We start from the raw sequence: 22,555 nt of genomic DNA, 5'->3' as shown, positions 1-22,555 counted from the left end.
TGAAAGTCCATATTGACATGACTGGATATAACCAGTCCTATTATCCCACAAGAAACCGGAAGAGTTTCACGAGAGACCGAAGCGTTACAAAAAGGGAACAGTTCATGTTGAAGAGAAGTCTTGCTGCTTTAGCCATATCCGCCGGCATCTGGGCCGGCAGCGCGCATGCCGAAACCATCTCCGCATTCTGCGCGCCGACTGAATTCGATTTCTGCACTTCCGTGGCGAAAGCCTGGAAGGACAAGACCGGCAACGAAGCCAAGATCAACAAGATGCCGGCATTGCTCGATGATGCGATCCCGCTCTACCAGCAGCTGCTGGCCGCCAAATCCACCGATGTCGACGTGCTGTTCCTAGACGTGATCTGGCTCGGCATGTTCAAGAACAACCTCCTGGATATTTCCAAGACCATTCCGCAGGCGGACCAGGACAAGCATTTCGAATCGACGCTCGGCGCGGCCAAGCTCGACGGTAAGCTCGTCGCCATGCCTGCTTACATGGACGTCGGCCTGATGTTCTACCGCAAGGATCTTCTGGAGAAATACGGCAAGCAGCCGCCGAAGACCTGGGACGAACTGACGGCAACGGCCAAGGAGATCCAGGACAAAGAACGCGCCGACGGCAAGGCCGATCTCTGGGGCTACGCCTGGCAGGCGAAGAGCTATGAAGGCCTGACCTGCGACGCGATCGAACTGGTTGCCTCGAACGGCGGCGGCACGATCATTTCCGACGATGGCAAGGTAACGATCGACAACCCGCAGGCGGCCGAGGCCATCGAACGCGCCAAGGGCTGGATCGGCACGATCAGCCCCGAGGGCGTACTCAATTACGATGAGGAAGCCTCGCGCGCCATCTTCGAATCCGGCAACGCCGTGTTCCACCGCAATTGGCCTTATGTCTGGGGCACGTCCCACGCCCCGGGCAGCGCGATCATCGACAAGGTCGGCGTCATGCCGCTACCGGTCGGGAAGGCAGGCGAGAAGTCGAGCGGCTGCCTCGGCCCGATGTACTACGGCGTCTCCAAGTTCAGCGCCAAGGCGGATGCTGCAACCGACTTCGTGAACTTTATCACCGGTCAGGAAATGCAGAAGAAGCGCGCGATCGAAGCGGCGGTCAATCCGTCCATCCCGGCGCTCTACTCCGACCCGGATGTCCTGGCCAAGATACCGTTCCTCAAGGACAACCAGCAGGCATTCGCCGATAGCGCGGTGCGTCCCTCCGGTTACACCGGCACCAGCTATAACCGCGTTTCGCAGGCCTTCTATCGCTCCGTCCACGACATGCTGTCGGGCGGCGGTGATATCAAGTCCGGGCTGACCTCGCTTGCCGCGCGGCTCGAGAAGCTGAAGGAAAGCCGCTAGGCCCCGCCTTCCGACAAGCCGGCGCGGGCGGAACCCGTTCGCGCCATCGGCTCGTCCCTGCAGCGCAGTCGGCCACTCCGGTGGCCGTTTTCTCAGCACAGTTTCAGGTCCGGATATACAATGGCATCGGTTTCGCTGGATTCCGTCTCAAAGAGCTATGGCACGCATTCTGTCATCCAGAATGTCGATCTTCAGATCGGCGATGGCGAGTTCGTCGTCTTCGTCGGCCCATCGGGCTGCGGCAAGTCCACGCTTCTGCGCATCGTCGCCGGCCTCGTCTCGACCACGAAGGGTACGGTCAGCATCGGCGGCGAGGAAGTGACCGACGTTCCCGCCTCGAAACGCGGCGTCGCCTTCGTGTTCCAGTCCTATGCGCTCTACCCACACATGAGCGTGGCACGTAATATTGGTTTCGCGCTCGAGACGCTGGGCCTTGCCCGCGACGCCATCAGCGCCAAGGTGCAGACGGTTGCCCGGATGCTCAAGGTCGATCACCTGCTCGACCGCCGCCCTCGTGAACTCTCCGGCGGCCAGCGGCAGCGCGTTGCGATCGGCCGTGCGCTGGTCCGTCAGCCGGAAATATTCCTCTTCGACGAGCCGCTTTCCAATCTCGATTCCGATCTGCGCATGGAAATGCGCATGGAGATCGCCAAGCTCCACGACGAGCTGAAGACAACCATGATCTACGTGACGCACGATCAGTCCGAAGCGATGACGCTGGCGGATCGCATCGTCGTGCTCAACCATGGAAAGATCGAGCAGGTCGGCACGCCGCAGGCGCTCTATCACACGCCCGACAACCGCTTCGTCGCCAGTTTCATCGGCAGCCCGCGCATGAACTTCCTGCCCGTGACAACGCAGGCGGGCATCGTCTCCGGTCCAGGCGGCCTTTCCTTCCCAGCCGGTTTTCTTGCCGCCGGCGCTGAGGCGGCATCGATCGGCATTCGCCCGGAAGCCCTGACCATCGTCGCCGACGGCGCCGGGCGCTTAGCCGGCACGCTTGAGCGTGTCGAGGATCTAGGCCACGAGCATTTCGCCTATTGCCGGATAACCGACGACGTCGTCTGGGTCATTCGCGTGAACGTCGCCCCCGCGAAGGAGGTGATCGGCACGCGCATCGGCCTCAGCTTCGGCGACGACGCCGTCTTCGTCTTCGACCCGGCCGAACAGCGCATCGGCCATCGGGGAAGCGTGGAAATCACGACAGAGGCGGAGAAACGATGAGCACCCGCCTCGCCCGCCGCGACCATCTGGCCGCATGGATGTTCCTCATCCCCGTCGTCCTTGTCATGCTCGTGGTGGCCGTCTGGCCGCTGGGGCGGACATTCTTCTTTGCCTTTACCGATGCTTATCTCGATGATCCGACATCGTATGCCATGGTCGGCATCGACAATTTCCTGGAAGTGATCAACGACCGGAGCTGGTGGATCGCGGTGCGCAACACTCTAGTCTTCACCGTGATCTCGGTGGCGATCGAGACCGTTCTCGGCCTCGCCATCGCATTGCTGATCAACGAGGCCATTCCCGGGCGTGGACTCGTGCGCGCCGCCATTCTTGTCCCCTGGGCGATCCCGGTCGTCGTCTCGACGAAGATCTGGGAATGGATGCTGAACGACCAGTTCGGCGTGCTGAACAAGATCCTGATCGGCCTCGGCTTCATCGATCACGGCATCGCCTGGACAGCGAGCAGCTCGCTGATCATGGGTGTCGTAATCTTCGTCGACGTCTGGATGACCACGCCCTTCATGGTTCTCCTGATCCTGGCCGGCCTGCAGCTGATTTCGCCGGAGATCTTCGAGGCGGCCGAAGTTGACGGCATTCCCGCCTGGAAGCGTTTCTGGTCGATCACGCTGCCCATGCTGCGCCCGGCGATCGGCGTTGCCGTGCTCTTTCGTGTGCTTGACGCTCTGCGCATGTTCGACCTCTCCTACGTCATGGCGGCAAGCAACGAGAACGTCATGACCGTATCGATCTACGCGCGCGACAGGCTCATCAGTTTCCAGGAGCTGGGCGTCGGCTCGGCCGCATCGACCTGGGTCTTCCTGCTGGTCGGCCTCATCGCCATCATCATCATCGGCGCACTGCGTCTCGATCGCGCAGCGGGGAATTGAGACCATGACCGACGCCTCGATCTACCGTCCCGCACGCAAGCCCGCCGCCTACTACAGGATGCGGCGGCGCATCGTGCGCTTCTTCCAGGGCGCGGCCCTGCTTCTGGTGCTGATCTACACGCTGTTTCCCTATTACTGGGCCTTCGTCTCGTCCACGAAGCAGGGCGCGGCACTTTATCGCTCCGCCCTCGTCCCGGCGCTCGACTTCACTTATTATCGCCAGCTGATCGATAATCCGGTCTTCATGGGATCTCTCCTGAACTCCGCCTATGTCGCTGTATCGACCACATTTTTGTCGCTCGTGATCGGCCTCAGCGCGGCCTATGCGCTGGGGCGTATCGACTTTCCGCAGCGGCGCGCGATGCTGATGATCGTGTTGATGATCTCGATCTTTCCTCAGGTCGTCGTGCTTTCCGGGATGTTCGAATTGATCAACTGGATGGGCCTATTCAACCGGCCGAGCGCGCTGGTCCTGACATATCTGCTGTCGACGGTGCCATTCACGACCTGGATCCTCACCACCTTCATCCGCGAGTTTCCGAGGGAGCTTGAGGAGGCCGCCATCATCGACGGGTGCTCGCATTTCCGCATCCTGATGAAGATCCTGCTGCCGCTGATGGGACCTTCGCTGGCAAGTACCGGCATCCTCGCCTTCATCCTTGCGTGGAACGAGTTCCTCTTCGCGCTCACCTTCACGCTGACCGACGAGAACCGTACGGTACCCGTGGCGATCGGGCTGATCGCCGGCAACAGCCGGTACGAATATCCCTTCGGCCAGATCATGGCGGCATCGGTCACGGTTACGCTTCCGCTGATCCTGTTGGTGCTGTTCTTCCAGCGCCGCATCGTGGCGGGCCTCACGGCCGGTGCCGTCAAGGGATGATAAAGGAATAATATCATGGACATGCTGGTAAAACTTTACGAATTGGAACCGAATCCCGCGCTGAACAAGCGGATCACCGACAACGGATTCACGATCCGTCGCGTGCTGGCGCCCGAGCTCAATGCCCTGACGTCGTGGATCGAGCCGCGCTTCGGCGCCGGCTGGGCGGCCGAGGCGACGGCGGCGACGATGCGCCAGCCGCCCTCCTGCTTCATCGCCATCAAGGATGGCGAGCTCGTCGGCTTCGCCTGCCATGAAGCGACCGCCAAAGGCTTCTTCGGTCCGACGGGCGTGGATGTCTCCGCACGCGGCAACGGCGTCGGCCATGCCCTGCTTCTGACCACGCTGCTCGACATGCATGCGCAGGGCTATGCCTACGGCGTGATCGGAGGTGCCGGACCGATGGAGTTCTATCGCAGGAGCGTCGGCGCCATCCCGATCGAAGGCTCCGTTCCCGGCATCTATCGCGACATGCTGGCTCTCGCGGAACCAAGCGAGATTTCAGAATCCGGCGAGACCGGCGCCAAGTCATAAAAGCTTCGAGGCTGACGAAGGCGAACCGCGGGTTGGCGGTATTGCTTCGATAAGCATAAGCTCTCTGTTGGGAATCGCCGGCGCGTCACAGAGGAAATGGCGGCGCCAGCGTTCGAGACCGAAGGCAGGAGGAGGCAGGAATGCGCAAGGCGATCATCGTTTGGGGCGGATGGAAGGGACATGAGCCCGAGCAATGCGCGGCCATCGTCGCCGACCTGCTGAGGGAGGACGGATTCGCGGTCGAGGTTACCGGGGACCTGGACATTTTCGGTTCCTCTGCCATCGCAGCAAGTGATCTGCTCGTCCCCATCATCACCGGCGAAAAGATCGAGAAGGCCCATGCCGATGCGCTGGTCGAAGCCGTTCGCGGTGGTCTCGGCCTCGGCGGCCCGCACGCAGCACTTGCCACATCCTTCAAGGAGAGCGCGCCTTTCCGCTATGTCTCCGGCGTCACCTGGGTCGCGCATCCCGGCAACGTCATCGATTTTCGCGTCGACGTCATCCGCCCGGATGATCCCGTCATGACTGCGATACCGGATTTCTCCTATCGTTCGGAGCAATATTACCTGCATTACGACCCCACGATCGAGGTTCTCGCCACCACGACCTTCAGCGGCGAGCACGATCCCGCAGCCGAGGGCGTCACCATGCCCGTGGTCTTCAAGCGGCGTTTCGGTGCCGGCCGCGTTTTCTACTCGGCGCTGGGCCATGTGGCCGCGGAATTCGAGCACCCGCATATGCGGCTTATTCTGCGGCGCGGGCTTTCCTGGGCCGCGCGCGCATGACGACCTGCTGACTTCGGGCGCGACTGCGCCATATATGGTCTGTGTGTATGCTTGGGAGGGTATCGCATGGCACTGCAGGACCCGGTGGTCATCGTCGGTTCGGCGCGAACGCCGATCGGCGGACTTCAAGGCGACTTCAGGGAGGCTACGGCACCGCAGCTCGGCGCCACGGCAATCAAGGCTGCGATCGAGCGAAGCGCGCTTTCGCCCGACGACGTCGACGAAGTCATCTTCGGCTGCGTGCTTGCAGCGGGCCAGGGCCAGGCACCGGCAAGACAGGCGGCAATCGCGGCCGGCCTGCCGGTCTCCACGGGCGCAACGACCATCAACAAGATGTGCGGCTCCGGCATGAAGGCCGTCATGCTTGCGCATGACCTCATCGCCGCGGGAAGTGTCTCGACGGTGATCGCCGGCGGCATGGAAAGCATGAGCAACGCCCCCTATCTGCTTGACAGGGCACGCGCTGGCTACCGGCTCGGCCACGGCCGCGTCATCGATCATATGTTCCTCGACGGGCTTGAGGACGCCTACGACAAGGGGCGCCTGATGGGCACGTTCGCGGAGGATTGCGCCGAGGCCTACCAGTTCACCCGCAAGGCGCAGGACGACTATGCCGTCGCCTCGCTTACGCGTGCGCAACGGGCGATCGAGGCCGGCGACTTCGACAGCGAAATTGTTCCTGTGACCGTGAAGGTGGGAAGAGAGGACCGGACGATTGAGCGCGACGAGCAGCCGGGCAAGGCCCGCCTCGACAAGATACCTTACCTGAAACCGGCCTTTCGCGAGGGCGGAACGGTTACGGCCGCCAACTCCAGTTCGATCTCGGACGGCGCGGCCGCGCTGCTGTTGATGCGGCGATCCGAAGCGGAACGGCGTGGCCTGCAGCCGCTTGCAACGATCGTCGGCCACGCCGGCCATTCGCAGGCGCCCGCCATGTTCGCGACGGCGCCGATCGGCGCGCTCGGCACGCTCTCCGACAAGACCGGCTGGGCGCTCGCCGACGTCGATCTCTTCGAGATCAACGAAGCCTTCGCCGTCGTTGCCATGGCAGCGATGCGCGATCTGCATCTGCCGCACGAGAAGGTCAACATCAACGGCGGCGCCTGCGCGCTTGGCCATCCGATCGGGGCCTCCGGTGCGCGTATCATCGTGACGCTCTTGGCGGCACTCCAGCGCCATGGTCTGAAGCGCGGCATGGCGGCCGTCTGCATCGGCGGCGGGGAAGCCACCGCCATTGCCATCGAACGGCACTGAGGAGCGCGCGCGATGATCCTTTCCGACGTGCAACTTCAGATCAGGGACCTCGCCCGCGATTTCGCCCGGGAGAGGCTTCTGCCGGGAGCGGCGGCGCGCGACCGCGAGCATGCTTTCCCGCGCGCCGAACTCAAGGAGATGGGGGAGTTAGGCCTGCTCGGAATGCTCGTTCCGGAAACCTATGGCGGCTCGGAGACCGGCACCGTGGCCTATTCCGCGGCACTCGAGGAAATCGCCGCTGGCGACGGCCCCTGCTCCACCATCATGAGCGTTCACAGCTCGGTCGGATGCGTGCCGATCCTGAAGTTCGGCACCGAAGAACAGAAGCAGCGGTTTCTGCCATCGCTTGCCAGCGGCGCCTGGATCGGCGGCTTCGCGCTGACGGAACCGCAGGCGGGCTCGGACGCCTCCAATTTGCGCACACGCGCAAAGCGAGACGGCGATCATTACGTCATCGACGGCGCCAAGCAGTTCATCACATCGGGCAAGAACGGCCAGGTCATCATCGTCTTCGCCGCAACCGATCCGCAGGCAGGCAAGAAGGGCATCACCGCCTTTATCGTGCCGACGGATACGCCAGGCTACGAGGTCGCCCGTGTCGAAGACAAGCTCGGCCTGCACTCGACCGACACCTGCCAGATCGCCTTCAACGAGATGCGCATTCCCATTGCACTCCGGCTGGGCGAGGAGGGCGAAGGCTACCGGATCGCGTTGGCGAACCTCGAGGGCGGGCGCATCGGCATCGGCGCGCAGGCCGTCGGCATGGCCCGCGCGGCCTTCGAGGCTGCCCGCGACTACGCGCGCGAACGTACGTCCTTCGGCAAGCCGATCATCGAACACCAGGCCGTGGCCTTTCGCCTTGCGGACATGGCGACGAGGATCGAGGCCGCCCGGCAGTTGGTGCTGCACGCAGCCGCCCTGCGGGAGAACGAGCTGCCCTGCCTTTCTGAGGCGTCGATGGCGAAGCTCTTCGCGTCGGAAATGGCCGAGCGCGTCTGCTCCGACGCCATCCAGATTCACGGCGGCTACGGATATATGGCGGACTATCCGGTCGAGCGGATCTACCGCGATGTCAGGATCTGCCAGATCTACGAAGGGACCAGCGATGTGCAGCGCATGGTGATCGCGCGTAATCTTTAGGCATGAGGCGGCGCTTGCTTCCTGAGGAGAGGAGCAGCGCTGCGGAGGGAGGAAGCCAAGACATGACCGACAATGCTCGCCTGAGCCTGCATGTTCCGGAGCCCGCGGTTCGACCGGGCGGCCAGCCTGATTTCTCCAATGTGAAGATCGCCGCCGCCGGCGCCGTGGCGCGGCCCGCGGTCGATGTGGCGGCGGAGGATATTCGCGACCTCGCCTATTCCATCATCCGCGTGCTCGACCGCAATGGCGAGGCCGTCGGCCCCTGGGCTGGTGCGCTCTCCAACGACGAATTGCTGACCGGCCTTCGCAACATGATGACGCTGCGCGCCTTCGACGCCCGAATGCTGATGGCGCAGCGGCAGGGCAAGACCTCCTTCTACATGCAGCATCTGGGCGAGGAGGCGGTGAGCTGTGCCTTTCGCAAGGCGTTGAACAAGGGAGACATGAACTTCCCGACCTACCGCCAGGCCGGCTTGCTGATTGCCGACGGCTACCCGATGATCGACATGATGAACCAGATCTTCTCCAATGAGAGCGATCCTTTGCACGGCCGCCAGCTACCGATCATGTATTCATCGAAGGAACACGGCTTCTTCACGATATCGGGCAATCTCGCGACCCAATATGTGCAGGCCGTCGGCTGGGCCATGGCATCAGCGATCCGCAACGATAGCAAGATCGCCGCCGCCTGGATCGGCGACGGCTCGACGGCGGAATCCGATTTTCACTCGGCGCTGGTCTTCGCCTCGACCTACAAGGCGCCGGTCATTCTCAACATCGTCAACAATCAATGGGCGATTTCGACGTTCCAGGGGATTGCCCGCGGCGGCTCGGGAACCTTCGCCGCCCGCGGTCTCGGCTTCGGCATCCCGGCGCTGCGGGTCGACGGCAACGACTACCTCGCGGTCTATGCCGTCGCGCGTTGGGCCGCCGAGCGGGCGAGGCGCAATCTCGGCCCGACGCTGATCGAATATGTCACCTACCGCGTCGGCGCCCATTCGACATCCGACGACCCGAGCGCCTATCGCCCAAAGACGGAATCGGAAGCCTGGCCGCTCGGCGATCCCGTGCTCAGGCTGAAGAAGCACCTGATCCTCAAGCAGGCATGGTCGGAAGAGCGACATGCCCAGGCCGAAGCCGAGATCATGGACGAGGTTATCGAGGCCCAGAGACAGGCCGAGCATCACGGTACGCTGCATGCCGGCGGCAAACCATCGGTTCGTGACATCTTCGAGGGCGTCTATGCCAAGATGCCGCCGCATATCCGCCGCCAGCGGCAGAAGGCGGGGTACTGATATGCCCAGGATGACGATGATCGAGGCCGTGCGCAGCGCCATGGACGTCTCTATGGCACGCGACGATAGCGTCGTGGTCTTCGGCGAGGACGTCGGTTATTTCGGCGGGGTCTTTCGTTGCACGCAGGGGCTTCAGGCAAAATACGGCCGGACCCGCTGCTTCGATACGCCGATCAGCGAATCCGGCATCGTCGGCACGGCGATCGGCATGGCGGCCTACGGGCTGAAGCCCTGCGTCGAGATCCAGTTCGCCGATTACATGTATCCGGCCTACGACCAGATTACCCAGGAGGCCGCTCGCATTCGCTACCGCTCGGCGGGCGACTTCACCTGCCCGATCGTGCTGCGCATGCCGACCGGCGGCGGCATCTTCGGCGGGCAGACGCACAGCCAGAGCCCTGAAGCATTGTTCACCCATGTCTGCGGCCTGAAGGTGATCGTGCCTTCCAACCCCTACGATGCCAAGGGCCTTCTCATCTCCTCGATCGAGGATCCCGATCCCGTCATGTTCCTCGAGCCCAAGCGGCTTTACAACGGCCCTTTCGACGGCCATCACGATAGGCCCGTCACGCCATGGTCACAGCATGAACTCGGCGAGGTCCCCGAGGAGCATTATACGATCCCGATCGGCAAGGCCGAGGTCCGGCGCGCCGGCTCGGCGGTGACTGTCGTCGCCTACGGGACTATGGTGCATGTCGCGCTCGCCGCCGCCGCCGACACGGGTATCGACGCCGAGGTGATCGACCTGCGCAGCCTGCTACCACTCGATCTCGACACCATCGTCCAATCGGTTTCCAAGACTGGCCGCTGCGTGGTCGTGCACGAGGCGACGTTGACATCGGGCTTCGGCGCCGAGGTAGCATCACTCGTGCAGGAGCATTGCTTCTATCACCTCGAGGCGCCGGTCGTGCGTGTGGCCGGCTGGGACACGCCCTATCCGCATGCGCAGGAATGGGACTACTTCCCCGGCCCGGCCCGCGTCGGGCGCGCGCTCACCGAAATCATGGAGGCGTGAGAGATGGGCGAATTCGTCATCCGGATGCCCGACGTCGGCGAAGGCGTGGCCGAGGCCGAAATCGTCGAATGGCATGTGAAGCCAGGCGATCCGGTTCGCGAGGACATGGTGATCTGCGCCGTGATGACGGACAAGGCCACCGTCGAGATCCCCTCGCCCGTCACCGGTACGGTGACATGGCTCGGCGCCGAAATCGGCGACAAGCTGGCGGTGAAATCGCCAATGGTGCGGATCGAGACGGGTGCGAGTGACGAGGATGCTGCGGCATCAGCAACCACGCCGCCTGCTGTTTCCGAAACAGGCAAGGCAACTTCATCTGCCGAACCGGCGTTGCCGGTGGAACCGAAGTCGAAGCCAAACGTGACGCCGGCACCACAGCCACAAGCGCCGGCTGAAAAACCTCTCGCGTCGCCCGCCGTCCGGCTCTTTGCCCGCGAGCACGGTGTGGATTTGCGCCAAGTCCAGGGGACCGGGCCCGCCGGCCGTGTTCTCAGAGAGAATGTCGAGCAGTTCGTCGTCGGCGCCGCAGCACCCAGCGCCAGGACGGGCGCCGCGAAGAAGACCTCGACCGAGGAGATCAAGCTCACCGGCCTCAGGCGGCGGATTGCCGAGCGGATGTCGCTATCTACGTCTCGGATTCCTCACATCACCTACGCAGAGGAAATCGACATGACGGCGCTGGAGGAGTTGCGGACGGGGATGAACCGCGATCGCAAACCCGAGCAGCCGAAGCTGACCATCCTGCCCTTCCTGATGCGCGCCATCGTCAAGGCCGTGGCCGAGCAACCCGATCTCAACGCCACCTTCAATGATGACGCCGGTGCGCTGACACGGCATGGCGCCGTCCATATCGGCATCGCCACGCAGACGCCGGGCGGGTTGCTGGTGCCGGTCGTGCGCCATAGCGAGGCGCGCGGCATATGGGATTGCGCCGGCGAGATCATCCGGCTCGCCGACGCCGCCCGCGCCGGCACCGCCACGCGCGACGAACTCTCCGGCTCGACGATCACGATCAGTTCGCTCGGCGCGCTCGGCGGGATCGTTTCGACGCCCGTCATCAACCATCCAGAGGTGGCGATCATAGGCGTCAACAAGATCGCGGTCCGCCCGGTCTGGGACGGCACGCAGTTCATGCCGCGGAAGATCATGAATCTCTCTTCCAGCTTCGATCACCGCATCGTCGACGGATGGGATGCCGCGACCTTCATCCAGCGTATCCGCGTGCTCCTGGAGACGCCGGCCCTCATCTTCATCGAAGGATGACATCCATGAAGGAAATCCTCTGCAAACTGCTCGTCATCGGTGCTGGTCCCGGTGGCTACGTCTGCGCCATCCGCGCGGGCCAGCTCGGAGTCGATACCGTCCTCGTCGAGGCTGGCAAACTGGGCGGAACGTGTCTGAATGTCGGCTGCATTCCCTCCAAGGCGCTCATCCATGCAGCCGACGAATTCTGCGCGATCAGGGGAATGCAGCAGGCCAGGAGCCCGATCGGCATTCGCGTCGAGAGCTGCTCCATCGATCTTGCGGCTACGGTCGCCTGGAAGAACGGCATCGTCGGGCGGTTGAACAGCGGGGTCGCGGCACTCCTGCAGAAGGCGAGCGTCAAGATCGTCCACGGGCGGGCCGCATTTCGCGACGGCAAGACCGTGGCGGTCGAGACCGAGACCGGCGTGCAGATCATCCGGGCCGAGGCAATCGTGATCGCGACCGGTTCGGAACCTGTTTCGCTCCCCGACCTGCCGTTCGGCGGGCGCGTCATCACGTCGACCGACGCGCTCTCGCTCACGAATCTGCCGGAGCGACTTGTCATAGTGGGCGGCGGCTATATCGGGCTCGAGCTCGGCACCGCCTTTGCCAAGCTCGGCTCCAAGGTCATCGTGGTCGAGGCGACGCCGCAAATATTGCCGCTATACGATTCGGAACTCGTCAGACCCGTCTCTCGAAGGCTTGAGCAGCTTGGTGTTCGTGTCATGACCGGCGCGAAGGCAAAGGGGCTGTCCGCCGCCGGCGATGCGCTACTGATCGAAACATCCGCCGGCCGGGAAGAAGAGCTGCCGGCCGACCGTATTCTGGCAACCGTCGGACGACGCCCGAGAACGGAGGGCTCTGGGCTGCAAGAGCTCGACCTCGACCGCGCCGGCCCTTATCTGCGCATCGACGACCAATGCCGGACCTCCATGCGCGGCATCTACGCGATCGGCGACATTACCGGTGAACCCATGCTGGCCCACCGCGCCATGGCACAGGGAGAGATGGTGGCGGAGATCGTTGCCGGCAGGAAACGGGGTTGGGACAAGCGCTGCATCCCCGCGATCTGCTTCACCGATCCCGAGATCGTCACGGCCGGGCTCTCTCCTGCCGAGGCTCGGGCGCAGGGATATGAGGTCCGCATCGGCCAGTTTCCGTTCAGCGCCAACGGACGGGCCATGACCATCCAGGCTGAGGACGGGTTCGTGCGCATCGTTGCGCGCGCCGACAACAATCTCGTCATCGGCGCGCAAGCTGTCGGAAACGGCGTCTCCGAACTCTCGACCGCCTTTGCACTTGCGATCGAGATGGGTGCGCGGCTGGAAGATATCGCCGGCACGATCCACGCGCACCCGACGCGGGGCGAAGCGTTTCAGGAGGCGGTGTTCAAGGCGTTGGGGCACGCCTTGCACATCTGATCCTGAGCCTCAGCTATGCCAGTCGGTGGTTGCTGTATGCGCGGCATTCGCGACAGGTGCGTCATCGAGCGAATAGGCATGGATATAGTCCACCTGCATCTGCGCACCGTCCTCGAAGCCGGCCGGCGTACCGCTGATGCCGCCTACTGCAAGATTGACCAGCATGTACATCGGACCGTGCATGTCATCGGGCGTATCGGCATGAGCGACGGCGACATCGTCGAAGTACCAGACGATCTGGTCTTCATCCCACAGCACGCCGTAAGTATGAAAGCCATCCGTGCTCGGCACATTCACCGCCGTGGAATCCATCGTATGCGTGCCGTCGGCGTTGCTGTGGGCCGTCACGTGCACAATATTCGGCTCCTGCCCGCGCATCTCGACCACATCCAGTTCCGGCGGCCAGGAACCATCCTCAGGAAGAAGCCAGAAGGCAGGCCATGCGCCCTGCTCGCCCGGCATGTCCGCCCTCATCTCGAAATAGCCGTAGGTCTGGGCGAAGGTCGAATGCGTGTTCAGCATCCCCGAGGTGTAGTCGTGGCCATCCACCTCGGATTTGATCGCATCGGGCGTGGGAGCGGCGGTGATCGTCAGCACGCCGTCATGGACGGAGAAGGGATTGACGGATGCGGTCGGGCCATAGTTCGGGTTGACATACCACTGCAACTCGCCGTTTCCGCTCAGCGTGCCGCCCTTTTCCGGCGCCCACCAGTATTTCGCATCCCAGGTTCCCTGATCTCCGTTCCGAAGCGAGAGGCTGTCGAAATCGTCGGAGAAGGTCAGGTTGAGAACGGAGCGATCCAGCGTCAGCTGGAACTGGTCGGAGTGGAGATCGGCAACCGTCTTGTTGGCGAACAGAATGCTCTCGCCTCCGCCGAGATCGAGCCTGAGGTTCGCGCCCTCCTGAGTCGAGTGGCTGACCACCTGATCGAAGGTGGAGAGGCTATAACCGTTGAGCCTGATGGTGTCGTCGCTGCCGAAATCGACAATGAGATCGCTGCCGTTGCCGTGGGTGAAGATGAAGGTGTCGGCCCCACCACCGCCGATCAGCACGTCGTTGCCGGCGCCGCCATCGATCGTCTGGCTGCCTGAGCCGCCAGAGATGATGTTGTCGGCACTGTTGCCGAAGGCATAGCGGCCATTGCCCGTGACCGTCAGGTTCTCGAAGTTCTCCGGAAGCGTATAGCTCATCCAGGTATTGATCGTATCGACCCCTCCGCCGGGCGATTCCACGGCGCGGTTGATGGCCGAGTAGAGATAGTAGATATCGTCGCCCGTCCCGCCGCTCATCGTCACGTTGACCGAGGCATCGCCCCAGATGGAATCGTTACCGGCAGTCCCGTTGAGGGTCGGTCCCGAGCCTGTCGCTGAAAGCCAGGCAGTCGAAGCGCCGCTATAAAAGAGTGTTTGTCCGACTGCGTTCTGTATGGATTGGGCCATGGCTATCTCCTTTTGTTGCCTTGCGCGGGAAAGCTGCCGCCGCGCATATCTTCGGTCCTCCCCCTAAATCTGGCTGGCCGCTCCTCCGGCCATGGTCGGCGTTTAGACTTCGGCCCCAAAGTGGGACATTCTGTTCACTCCTCTCGAAATGCCCGGGCCATCTGGTCGGCGAAGGGCTTGGCCATGTAGGCTAGCGCAGTGCGCTCACCTGTCTCGATGAAAGCTTCGACCGGCATGCCGGCGACCGGAACCAGAGTGCCCAGCCGCGCCCATTCGCTTTGCGGCACGCGAACACGGACATTGTAGAAGCTCTGGCCACTGCGCTGGTCGCTGGTGATGTCGGCCGCTATGCTCAGGACGTGTCCACGCAACTCGGGCGTGGTACGCTGGTTGAAGGCCGAAAAACGCAGCGCGACCTCCTGCCCGACCGCAACCTGATCGATGTCGTCGGGCGACAGCCGCAGCTCCGGCGTCAGCGCATCCTGATCCGGCACGATCTGCATGATCGCCTCGCCCGGCGTCACCACGGCGCCTGCCGCATGAACGGCCAGCTGGTGGACAATACCGGCCTGCGGCGCGCGGATATCGACGTGCTTGAGATCGTCTTCGGCCGCGACCAGGCGTTCGGAATATTCGCCGGTGTCGCTTTCCGTCTGCCGTAGTTGGTCGGACACCTCGCTGCGTAGGTCGTCTCCGACCTGGATCACCTGCAGCTCCGTCTCCGCGATCTTGCCGCGGATCTCGGCGGCCGAGGCGACAAGGCTTCCGAGCTCGCCCGAGAGGTCGGCGGCGTCTCGCTCCAGCGCATAGATGCGCGTCGCGGGAATGATCCCCTGCTTGTAGAGTGGTTGCAGGCTGGCGAGTTCCTTCTGGATAATCTCGATCGCGCGCCGCTTGCCATCCTGCTGGGCGACCAGACCGTCGCTCTGACGGTCGAGCTGGCGAATACGCTCGCGCAACTGCGCCTCGCGACCCCTGAGCGAGGTCCGACGATCGTCAAAGAGCTTCCGCTCGCCTGCGACAGTCGATTGCATTTCGTCGTCAGGCAGGGACGCGGGGAGCTCGATGTGGTCCTTGCCGTCACGCTCGGCGACGAGCCGCGCGGTCCGGGCCGAAAATTCCTGCAAGCGCCGCCTGATGATCGCCAGATTGGCGCGCGACTGCGTGTCGTCGAGATGCACAAGAATCTGACCGGCCTCGACCCTCTCCTCGTTGCGCACAAGGACCTTGCCGACGGTGCCGCCTTTCTGGTGCTGCACCGGCTTCACATAGCTGTCGACGACAAGCGTGCCCGATGCAATCACCGCGCCGTTGAGATGAATAGTCGCCGCCAGGCCGCCGATAACGCCAACCAGAAGAATGACCATGGCAAGGACCAGAAACGCCAGCTTGCGGATGGCGCCGGCCGCCAGGGGAGCGGGATCACCGATCATTGCGCAGCCTCCTTATGCAGCAGCCGCACGGGCGAAACGGCAGGCGCCGTCGTCGCCCGTAGCACGTCTTCCTTCGGACCAAAGGCCTTCACTTCGCCCGCCGCCAGCACCAATACCTTGTCGACGGCAGCGAGCACGCTTGGCCGGTGCGCGATGACGATGGCGATGCCTCCCCGCTCCCGTACCCCCATGATCGCGCGGGAGAGTGCCGCATCACCCTCGGAATCCAGATTGGCATTCGGCTCGTCGAGCACGACGAGGAACGGATCGTTGTAAAGCGCTCGCGCCAGCGCCACGCGCTGCCGCTGTCCGGCGGATAAAACCATCCCCTGCTCGCCGATCCCCGTATCGAAGCCGTCAGGAAGCTTGACCACCATGTCATAGATGCCCGCGGCCCTTGCGGCGGCGATGACGGCTTCGGATGAGGCCTGCGGGTCGAACCGCGCGATGTTGTCAGCGATCGTGCCGTCGAACAACGACACTTCCTGCGGCAGGTATCCGATGTGGCGGCCGAGATCGTCCCGGTCCCATTGCGCCAACGACGCCTGATCGAGCCTCACGGTGCCCGCAAGCGGCTGCCAGAGACCGGTAATCCCGCGAGCGAGAGACGATTTGCCGGATGCGCTCGGGCCGATGATGCCGAGCGCCTCTCCGGCGGCAAGGTCGAAGGAGACGTTGCGGACGATCGCGAGCGTTGCCCCGGGAGCCGCGAGATAGAGCCCCGCCGCCTTGAGGCTGGAGCACGGTGCGGGGAGCGCGATGTTTGGCTTGGCTTCTGCCGCGCCGGGGAGCGACGCCGCAAGGCGCGACCAGCTCTGCCGCGCTGCCGTGAACCCCTTCCATTGCCCGATCGCGAGCTCCACCGGAGCCAGCGCCCGGCTCGCCAGGATCGAGCTCGCGATCATGATGCCGCCCGTGGCCTCCTGCCGGATGACGAGCGCCGCGCCGACCGCGAGCACCGCCGACTGCAGCATCAGGCGGACGATGCGGGACAGGGTTGAAAGCGTGTTCGTGACATTTGCCGCGCGCAGGTGGTTCGCGAGGTAGCGGTCGTTGACCTCGGCCCAACGCTGCGCCAGCGACCGGCCGAACCCCATCGCCGTAACAGCCTCGGCGTTGCGACGCGCCGCCTCGGCGAACGCCATCCGCTCGGCACCAATTACCGCCGCCTGTCGGGCGGATTCTCTGGACTTAGTCTCGGCAAGAACGGTCAGCCCCACGAGCAGCAGGGCACCGACGGTCGCCGTGACACCGATCCACACGTGAAACAGGAAGCAGAGACCGAGATAGAACGGCATCCAGGGCAGATCGAACAGGGCGGTCGGTCCCGGGCCGGAAAGAAAGCCGCGGATCGTATCCAGATCCCGGACCGGCTGCACGCCCTGCCGCGCTGTCACCTCGTCCGACGGCACGGTCGCAAGTGCGCGAAACACCTGCCGCCCGAACCGCTCGTCGGTCGATTGCCCGACCCGAGACAGCAAAAGAGAGCGTAGAAGCTCAAGGACGCCCTGAAATGCGAAAAGCGTGCCTGCGATGATTATCAGCCCGACCAGTGTCGGCAGGCTGCGCCCGGGAATGACCCGGTCATAGACCTGCAGCATGAAGAACGAGCCGGTGAGCGCCAGTAGATTGACGATGCAACTGGTCAGGCCGATGCCGAAGACCGCCGTGCGAAAAGGAGACAATGCGGCAAAAAGGAACGTCGTTGGAGGTTGCGTGCTTTTGGACAAAAGGACCTCGCTCACGTCATTCGCGCGCTGGTCGCGCGTCATTCTTCATGAATTCCGGCAACGCTCCGATCCGGACGCGTCACCCTTAACCGAAAGTAGTATGCATAAGATTGGCAACTTCTGCTGATCTTTTCAGGGGAAACTTCGATCTTCTTGCAGTGCACACTTAACAGATGGTAGCCGAGCAAAGCCAGACATGTACCGTTTTGGCACAGCACGGAAAAAGCGCCGCCCGGCGATAAAGTGCTGAGGCCGCTCGCGATCAGGGGCGGAAGGCGTAGGGGGCCCGGCGTGTCAAAGCGAACCGTCACGGGTCGCTCCCATGTTTCGAAATGGACCATCATTGGTTGCCTCGGCCGCCCTGCCCTTCACAAAAACGTCACGCGGTTCTGCGATGGAGGGCGGCACATATTGTTGGATCATACATGACATCTTCTCTTGTTTCCGCCCGGCTCTCGCCTGCAGCCTCTCCCCGCCTAATCATTCTTGCTGAAGCTGTCCTCAAGGCCGGCGCCACCGCCAAAGCCTCGCTCAAAAGACGCCTGGTCAATGAGATGCTGTCCAAGGCACCGCGCGATTACCAGACCGAGATCGATGTGGCCGTCGAGCGGATCATCGTCGAGGAATTGACCAAAAAGTTTCCCGACTACGCGATCAAGGGCGAGGAAGCCGTCGGCAACCGCGACGGCAGCGCCGGGACGCCCGTCATCTATATCGACCCGATCGACGGAACGACGAACTTCGCCTGGGGTATTCCCCACTTCGGCATGACGATCTCGATCGTCGAAAACGGTATCCTCGTCGCCGGTGTCGTCTATGATGCGATGCTGGACGAACTCTTCAGCGCCGAACTCGGTGGCGGCGCCTATCTCAATGGCAGCAGGATCGAGTGCGTGGCGAACGGCGACATCGAAAACGTCGTGGTCGGAGCCGGGCTGCCGGTTCCCGGTCAGGTCAAAGCAGTTTCGGAAGAGATCTATTTTGACGCGCTGAAGCGGTTGATGGCGAACACCGCCGGCGTCCGCCGTCTAGGTTCGGCGGCGCTGTCGATCGCCTATGTCGCCTGCGGCCGCCTGGATGGGTTCTTTGAGGACGGCTTGTCGCTGCACGACTACGGCGCCTCGGCACTGCTGGTGACGGAAGCCGGCGGAACGGTCACCGCCTTCAATGGCCGCCCCGTTACCGCCAATGGCGACATTCTCGCCGCCAACACGGCGCTTCACCCCTGGCTGGCCGAAGGCCTAAAGTGATCTAAGTGGAAAGAAGCGCCTCGAGGCCAACCGGATCATCCGTGGTGATCTGGTCGACCTTCAGCTCGATGAGGCGGCGGACGGCGGGAAGCACCGCCGGTACCGCCGCATTGATGGTGTAGGCATCCACGCGTCGATCGGCACGATGAAACGCATCGACGAGATCATAGCCCGCCTTGTCCGCGAAAAGCACGAGGGCGTGATGAAGGTAGATCATCTCAGCGCGCGGCGACGCCTCGATTGCCCCTTCCACAAAACCTGCGAAATCCCGGCTATCCATCAACCGCTCCATCGCACCGTCATGGCAGGGGTCATAGCCGATTGGCATATCCGGCACCGCCCGCGACAACCGTTCGACGGCCTCGGCATCGCCACCCGACAGAATGACGGCCTGAGAGACCGGCGCGATGGCGGCTGCAAACGCGGCGATGTCGCTGTCGCGAATGCTTGACGATGCTTCCTTGAGATCGAGCTGCAGCACAGCATCGGCATTGCGCTCGGTCTCCGCAAGCAGCGCGCCCAGATCGTCGATCAGCATGACCGGGTGCATCGTCGGCGCGCCGGCCTTGTCGCGCAGGTTGAGGCGTCGAAGATAATCGGCCGATGCGTTCAATACCGGGCCGCTGCCGGTCGTTGCCTGATCCAGCGTCTCGTCGTGCAGAACCGCGAAGCCATCGCCATCGAAGCGGACCAGGTCGATCTCGACGCTGGCGCCGAGGTTCATCGCCTCGGCTATGCGTTCGCGCGTGAAGGAAAGGTCTTGCGCGAAGCGATGGCCGCGGTGCCACTTGAACCAGGTGCGGTGCGAGCCGGTTTCAAGAAGGATTCCTCTACGGTCAGACATGGGCGAATACTCTGTTGTCATTCATCTCGCTGGACGGCACCGACTGGTGCACCAGCTGGTTGTCGCGGAACGCGTAATAGGCCCGGACGATCGGCTCGACCGCCATGCCCTTGGTCCAGTTGCTATCCGGTGAGGTCATGGCCTTCAAGCGCGTTCCATCCGCAAGGTCTATATCAACAAGCTTGTGCGTGCCGAAATCGATGCTGCGATGGACGATCGCGGCCGCCGGATGCTGCGCGGGACGAAGTGAGAGCGCCTCGGGCCGAAAAGCGAGAACGACCTTGCCGTCGGCAACCGACACCGGCAACGCGAACGCAGCGTGCTGGCTCACCTTCCCGCTTACCTCGGTCGGCACGAAGTTCATCGAGCCGATGAAGCCGGCGACGAACTCAGTCGTCGGCTCACGATAGATCTGGTCGGGTGCCGCGACCTGCTCGGTGGCGCCGTCACGCATGACAACGATCCGGTCGGCAAGAGCCAGCGCTTCATCCTGGCCATGGGTAACGAACAGCGTGGTGATGCCGAGCCGCTGCTGGATGTCGCGAACCTCCTCGCGCAACCGCTCACGCAGATGCTGATCGAGGCTGGCGAATGGTTCGTCGAGAAGCAGGATCTTCGGCTCCAGCACCAGCGAGCGGGCGAGCGCCACGCGCTGCTGCTGGCCACCGGACAGCTGCGTCGTCATGCGCTTGCCGTGGTTTGCAAGACCGACGAGGGCAAGGGCGTTCTCCACGCGCTCCCGGATTTCCTGACGTGGCAGACGCCGGAGCTTCAGGCCGAAGGCAATGTTGTTGAAGACGTCCATGTGCGTCCAGAGCGCGTGGCTCTGAAACACCATGCCTGTCGGCCGCTTCTCCGGCGGCAGCGAGGTGACATCCTTGGCGTCGATCAGGATGGCGCCGCCGGTCGGCTTCTCGAAGCCGCCGATCATGCGCAGCAGGGTCGATTTGCCCGATCCCGACGGACCAAGCAGGCAGACCAGTTCGCCATCCTCGACATCGAGCGAAAAATCGCGGACAGCGAACGAGGCACCAAAGCTCTTGGAGACCCCATGGATCGTCAAGCGTGCCATATCAAGCCTTTCCTCGGGCAGCGCCCGACATATCGTTATGCACCGAAACCTCGGGCAAAAGCGCCCGTGCCGACAACGCGGCGGGCAAACATCAGCGCGATGAACGAGGGCACCCACAGCATGACCGACAGCACCGCGCCATACTGCACCACGATCTGGTTGTTGATGAAGGTGATCATCAGCACCGGCATGGTACGGATCTGCGGCGCGCCGATCAGCCAGGCGCCTTCCGTCTCATAGAAAGTTCCGACGAAGGTCAGCAGCAGGGCCGCCACGATGGTCGGCGCGGCCTGCGGCAGGGTGATCGACCAGAACACCCGCAAGGGTGTCGCACCCGCGTCGCGCGCCGCCTCCTCCATCCGCCGGTCCACGTTCTGGAACGCGGCGACCGGAATCCAGATCATCAGCATCAAGGTACCGACGAGCTGGATCAGCACCACGCCCCAGAAGGTGCTAATCAGGCCGAGCTGCAGGAAAATACCGGCGATGGCGACGAGGAGCCCGAATTTCGGAAACGCGTGCGAGGCAAGAAACGACAGGAACAGCACGTTGCGGCCCGGAAAATTCATCCTGGCGAATGCGTAAGCCGCCGGCAGGCAGATGATCGCCGAGAGAATGGTCACGGTCGTCGTCAGCCGGAGGCTGAGGAAAAGCGCCTCCCACACATCGGAGCGCGACAGCGTCTGAGACCAGAAGCGCAGGCCGAACTGTTGCGGAATGACGGAGGGATAGCGCCAGACCTCTGTGAAGGCCCAGGTGCCGACCACGACCAGCGGCAGGACGATGAAGAGCGTAAGCAGCGCTGCAAACAGCAGGCCTATCCAGTCGACATCGGCAATCAGGGGAACGCGGCGCGCATTCATCGGCCGCCCTCCCGGTTTTTCGCAATGGAGCGCACGTAGAATATCCCGAAGAACAGGCAGAAACCGAAGGTGATGACAGCCTGGGTCAGCGCATTCAGCGGATCGTTGAGATCGGAGAAGGTGCGCTGCATGAACGGCCCCATCATCTCCGGCGATGCCGGACCAAGCACGTAAGGCAGGGTGAAAGACGAGAATATGCCGAGAATGGCGAAGGACGCCGTGACCAGCAGTGAGTTGCCCATGCGCGGCAGAAGGATCGAAATGAAAACCCGCAGCGGCGATGCGCCGACATCGCGCGCGGCCTCGATCGAGCTCTTCGGAATATGTCCAAGGCCCGCCGTCAGCATCAGCACGGTCAGCGGAAGATTGTCCCAGACGAGACCGATGACCGGTCCCCAGGGGGTGAGATAGGGCGTCGGCAGCTTTGGGAGGCCGATGGCGTTGAGCAGAATATCGACGGTGCCGTTCGGTCCGATGGTGCGGATCAGCGCATAGGACAGGATGATCGACGGAACGAACATCGGAAAGATCGCAAGCCCCTGCACATAGGCCGGCAACCGTCCCTGCGAGAACCGCAGGTAGAGCGCAATCGGCAGACCGATGGCCAAGAGCAGCACGCCGCAGACAAGCGTCGTCCAGAGCGTCAGCCAAAGGTTGGCGCGGCTGTAACCGTCACTGAAGAAGAAGCGATAGGAGGCCAGCGACAGGGTCGTGGCTCCGTCCGGCTGGCGAACGAAGACGGTGGTGATGACGGCCGAGAAGATCGGATAGACGATCAGCCAACCCAGCAGAAACACCGGCAGGGCCACGAGAAGCAGCCCTGCGAGATTGGCGCCGTTCGCCGGCGCGCGTGTGCGCGCCAGCCACGGCAATGTCATG

Annotated in this window: 20 protein-coding genes; 13 read left to right on the top strand and 7 right to left on the bottom strand. The window is 63.2% G+C overall.

The genetic code is table 11. The features are described from left to right. Positions 1 to 104 precede the first annotated feature (104 nt). From QTL95_RS02990 to lpdA, 12 genes are all read left to right on the top strand, one after another. On the top strand, positions 105 to 1,361 hold the full coding sequence (locus QTL95_RS02990) for an ABC transporter substrate-binding protein (RefSeq protein WP_289718474.1): 1,257 nt from the start codon (positions 105 to 107) through the stop codon (positions 1,359 to 1,361). Between the two features lie 120 nt (positions 1,362 to 1,481). Continuing rightward, positions 1,482 to 2,585, top strand: a complete 1,104-nt coding sequence (locus QTL95_RS02985; protein WP_289718472.1) for an ABC transporter ATP-binding protein — start codon at positions 1,482 to 1,484, stop codon at positions 2,583 to 2,585. Continuing rightward, entirely contained in the window at positions 2,582 to 3,472 is an 891-nt protein-coding gene (locus QTL95_RS02980) for a carbohydrate ABC transporter permease (RefSeq protein WP_289718471.1), read from the top strand. The genes QTL95_RS02985 and QTL95_RS02980 overlap by 4 nt, the downstream gene beginning before the upstream one ends. A 4-nt stretch (positions 3,473 to 3,476) precedes the next feature. Further along, on the top strand, positions 3,477 to 4,355 hold the full coding sequence (locus tag QTL95_RS02975) for a carbohydrate ABC transporter permease (RefSeq protein ID WP_442981245.1): 879 nt from the start codon (positions 3,477 to 3,479) through the stop codon (positions 4,353 to 4,355). A gap of 15 nt (positions 4,356 to 4,370) precedes the next feature. Further along, positions 4,371 to 4,889: a GNAT family N-acetyltransferase gene (locus tag QTL95_RS02970; protein WP_289718470.1), complete on the top strand. Its 519-nt coding sequence runs from the start codon at positions 4,371 to 4,373 to the stop codon at positions 4,887 to 4,889. 140 nt (positions 4,890 to 5,029) lie between these two features. Next, positions 5,030 to 5,674 carry a ThuA domain-containing protein gene (locus tag QTL95_RS02965; RefSeq protein WP_289718469.1) on the top strand — a complete coding sequence of 215 codons (645 nt, stop codon included), beginning with the start codon at positions 5,030 to 5,032 and terminating at the stop codon, positions 5,672 to 5,674. A 66-nt stretch (positions 5,675 to 5,740) separates the two neighbouring features. Continuing rightward, positions 5,741 to 6,928, top strand: a complete 1,188-nt coding sequence (locus QTL95_RS02960; protein WP_289718468.1) for an acetyl-CoA C-acyltransferase — start codon at positions 5,741 to 5,743, stop codon at positions 6,926 to 6,928. A 12-nt stretch (positions 6,929 to 6,940) separates the two neighbouring features. Beyond that, the gene (locus QTL95_RS02955; RefSeq protein ID WP_289718467.1) at positions 6,941 to 8,068 is read left to right on the top strand and encodes an acyl-CoA dehydrogenase family protein; all 1,128 of its coding nucleotides are present in this window, start codon (positions 6,941 to 6,943) and stop codon (positions 8,066 to 8,068) included. A gap of 62 nt (positions 8,069 to 8,130) precedes the next feature. Further along, complete coding sequence (locus QTL95_RS02950; RefSeq protein ID WP_289718466.1) at positions 8,131 to 9,363, top strand: thiamine pyrophosphate-dependent enzyme; 1,233 nt, start codon at positions 8,131 to 8,133, stop codon at positions 9,361 to 9,363. 1 nt (position 9,364) lies between these two features. Next, complete coding sequence (locus QTL95_RS02945) at positions 9,365 to 10,378, top strand: alpha-ketoacid dehydrogenase subunit beta (RefSeq protein ID WP_289718465.1); 1,014 nt, start codon at positions 9,365 to 9,367, stop codon at positions 10,376 to 10,378. Positions 10,379 to 10,381: 3 nt separating this feature from the next. Next, the gene (locus tag QTL95_RS02940; RefSeq protein ID WP_289718464.1) at positions 10,382 to 11,641 is read left to right on the top strand and encodes a dihydrolipoamide acetyltransferase family protein; all 1,260 of its coding nucleotides are present in this window, start codon (positions 10,382 to 10,384) and stop codon (positions 11,639 to 11,641) included. A 5-nt stretch (positions 11,642 to 11,646) separates the two neighbouring features. Further along, the gene (gene lpdA, locus QTL95_RS02935; protein WP_289718463.1) at positions 11,647 to 13,044 is read left to right on the top strand and encodes a dihydrolipoyl dehydrogenase; all 1,398 of its coding nucleotides are present in this window, start codon (positions 11,647 to 11,649) and stop codon (positions 13,042 to 13,044) included. Between the two features lie 9 nt (positions 13,045 to 13,053). Here lpdA and QTL95_RS02930 read toward each other — a convergent pair whose 3' ends face one another. The 3 genes from QTL95_RS02930 to QTL95_RS02920 form a co-directional block, all read right to left on the bottom strand. Next, positions 13,054 to 14,484, bottom strand: a complete 1,431-nt coding sequence (locus QTL95_RS02930; RefSeq protein ID WP_289718462.1) for a family 16 glycosylhydrolase — start codon at positions 14,482 to 14,484, stop codon at positions 13,054 to 13,056. A gap of 134 nt (positions 14,485 to 14,618) precedes the next feature. Beyond that, on the bottom strand, positions 14,619 to 15,917 hold the full coding sequence (locus QTL95_RS02925; protein ID WP_289718461.1) for an HlyD family type I secretion periplasmic adaptor subunit: 1,299 nt from the start codon (positions 15,915 to 15,917) through the stop codon (positions 14,619 to 14,621). Continuing rightward, the gene (locus QTL95_RS02920) at positions 15,914 to 17,689 is read right to left on the bottom strand and encodes a type I secretion system permease/ATPase (protein ID WP_289718460.1); all 1,776 of its coding nucleotides are present in this window, start codon (positions 17,687 to 17,689) and stop codon (positions 15,914 to 15,916) included. The genes QTL95_RS02925 and QTL95_RS02920 overlap by 4 nt, the downstream gene beginning before the upstream one ends. Positions 17,690 to 18,072: 383 nt before the next feature. Here QTL95_RS02920 and QTL95_RS02915 point away from each other — a divergent pair, with 383 nt between their 5' ends. After that, complete coding sequence (locus QTL95_RS02915) at positions 18,073 to 18,897, top strand: inositol monophosphatase family protein (protein WP_289718459.1); 825 nt, start codon at positions 18,073 to 18,075, stop codon at positions 18,895 to 18,897. Between the two features lies 1 nt (position 18,898). On the opposite strand, the gene QTL95_RS02910 is transcribed toward QTL95_RS02915, so the two are convergent. The 4 genes from QTL95_RS02910 to QTL95_RS02895 are packed head-to-tail and all read right to left on the bottom strand — an operon-like array spanning position 18,899 to position 22,554. Continuing rightward, entirely contained in the window at positions 18,899 to 19,741 is an 843-nt protein-coding gene (locus QTL95_RS02910; protein ID WP_289718458.1) for a glycerophosphodiester phosphodiesterase, read from the bottom strand. Then, positions 19,734 to 20,813 carry an ABC transporter ATP-binding protein gene (locus tag QTL95_RS02905; protein WP_289718457.1) on the bottom strand — a complete coding sequence of 360 codons (1,080 nt, stop codon included), beginning with the start codon at positions 20,811 to 20,813 and terminating at the stop codon, positions 19,734 to 19,736. Before QTL95_RS02905 ends, QTL95_RS02910 begins: the two co-directional genes overlap by 8 nt. A 35-nt stretch (positions 20,814 to 20,848) precedes the next feature. Further along, complete coding sequence (locus QTL95_RS02900) at positions 20,849 to 21,676, bottom strand: ABC transporter permease (protein WP_289718456.1); 828 nt, start codon at positions 21,674 to 21,676, stop codon at positions 20,849 to 20,851. After that, a complete protein-coding gene (locus QTL95_RS02895) occupies positions 21,673 to 22,554 on the bottom strand; it encodes an ABC transporter permease (protein ID WP_289718455.1) in 882 nt (293 codons plus the stop codon). The genes QTL95_RS02900 and QTL95_RS02895 overlap by 4 nt, the downstream gene beginning before the upstream one ends. Between the last annotated feature and the right edge of the window lies 1 nt (position 22,555).

It is taken from the genome of Rhizobium sp. S152 (genome assembly GCF_030380735.1).
Classification (GTDB): Bacteria; Pseudomonadota; Alphaproteobacteria; order Rhizobiales; family Rhizobiaceae; genus Rhizobium.
Note: the sequence above shows the minus strand (reverse complement) of the source record. Positions and strands in the feature narration are given on the sequence as shown.

What these genes read in the sequence shown, in the direction of transcription:
- QTL95_RS02960 (WP_289718468.1), top strand. Translation starts at nt 5,741, where the DNA reads ATGGCACTGCAGGACCCGGTGGTCATCGTCGGTTCGGCGCGAACGCCG.
- QTL95_RS02910 (WP_289718458.1), bottom strand. Translation starts at nt 19,741, where the DNA reads ATGTCTGACCGTAGAGGAATCCTTCTTGAAACCGGCTCGCACCGCACC.
- QTL95_RS02930 (WP_289718462.1), bottom strand. Translation starts at nt 14,484, where the DNA reads ATGGCCCAATCCATACAGAACGCAGTCGGACAAACACTCTTTTATAGC.
- QTL95_RS02940 (WP_289718464.1), top strand. Translation starts at nt 10,382, where the DNA reads ATGGGCGAATTCGTCATCCGGATGCCCGACGTCGGCGAAGGCGTGGCC.
- QTL95_RS02970 (WP_289718470.1), top strand. Translation starts at nt 4,371, where the DNA reads ATGGACATGCTGGTAAAACTTTACGAATTGGAACCGAATCCCGCGCTG.
- QTL95_RS02975 (WP_442981245.1), top strand. Translation starts at nt 3,477, where the DNA reads ATGACCGACGCCTCGATCTACCGTCCCGCACGCAAGCCCGCCGCCTAC.
- QTL95_RS02990 (WP_289718474.1), top strand. Translation starts at nt 105, where the DNA reads ATGTTGAAGAGAAGTCTTGCTGCTTTAGCCATATCCGCCGGCATCTGG.
- QTL95_RS02985 (WP_289718472.1), top strand. Translation starts at nt 1,482, where the DNA reads ATGGCATCGGTTTCGCTGGATTCCGTCTCAAAGAGCTATGGCACGCAT.
- QTL95_RS02920 (WP_289718460.1), bottom strand. Translation starts at nt 17,689, where the DNA reads ATGACGCGCGACCAGCGCGCGAATGACGTGAGCGAGGTCCTTTTGTCC.
- QTL95_RS02950 (WP_289718466.1), top strand. Translation starts at nt 8,131, where the DNA reads ATGACCGACAATGCTCGCCTGAGCCTGCATGTTCCGGAGCCCGCGGTT.
- lpdA (WP_289718463.1), top strand. Translation starts at nt 11,647, where the DNA reads ATGAAGGAAATCCTCTGCAAACTGCTCGTCATCGGTGCTGGTCCCGGT.
- QTL95_RS02980 (WP_289718471.1), top strand. Translation starts at nt 2,582, where the DNA reads ATGAGCACCCGCCTCGCCCGCCGCGACCATCTGGCCGCATGGATGTTC.
- QTL95_RS02925 (WP_289718461.1), bottom strand. Translation starts at nt 15,917, where the DNA reads ATGATCGGTGATCCCGCTCCCCTGGCGGCCGGCGCCATCCGCAAGCTG.
- QTL95_RS02915 (WP_289718459.1), top strand. Translation starts at nt 18,073, where the DNA reads ATGACATCTTCTCTTGTTTCCGCCCGGCTCTCGCCTGCAGCCTCTCCC.
- QTL95_RS02905 (WP_289718457.1), bottom strand. Translation starts at nt 20,813, where the DNA reads ATGGCACGCTTGACGATCCATGGGGTCTCCAAGAGCTTTGGTGCCTCG.
- QTL95_RS02895 (WP_289718455.1), bottom strand. Translation starts at nt 22,554, where the DNA reads ATGACATTGCCGTGGCTGGCGCGCACACGCGCGCCGGCGAACGGCGCC.
- QTL95_RS02900 (WP_289718456.1), bottom strand. Translation starts at nt 21,676, where the DNA reads ATGAATGCGCGCCGCGTTCCCCTGATTGCCGATGTCGACTGGATAGGC.
- QTL95_RS02955 (WP_289718467.1), top strand. Translation starts at nt 6,941, where the DNA reads ATGATCCTTTCCGACGTGCAACTTCAGATCAGGGACCTCGCCCGCGAT.
- QTL95_RS02945 (WP_289718465.1), top strand. Translation starts at nt 9,365, where the DNA reads ATGCCCAGGATGACGATGATCGAGGCCGTGCGCAGCGCCATGGACGTC.
- QTL95_RS02965 (WP_289718469.1), top strand. Translation starts at nt 5,030, where the DNA reads ATGCGCAAGGCGATCATCGTTTGGGGCGGATGGAAGGGACATGAGCCC.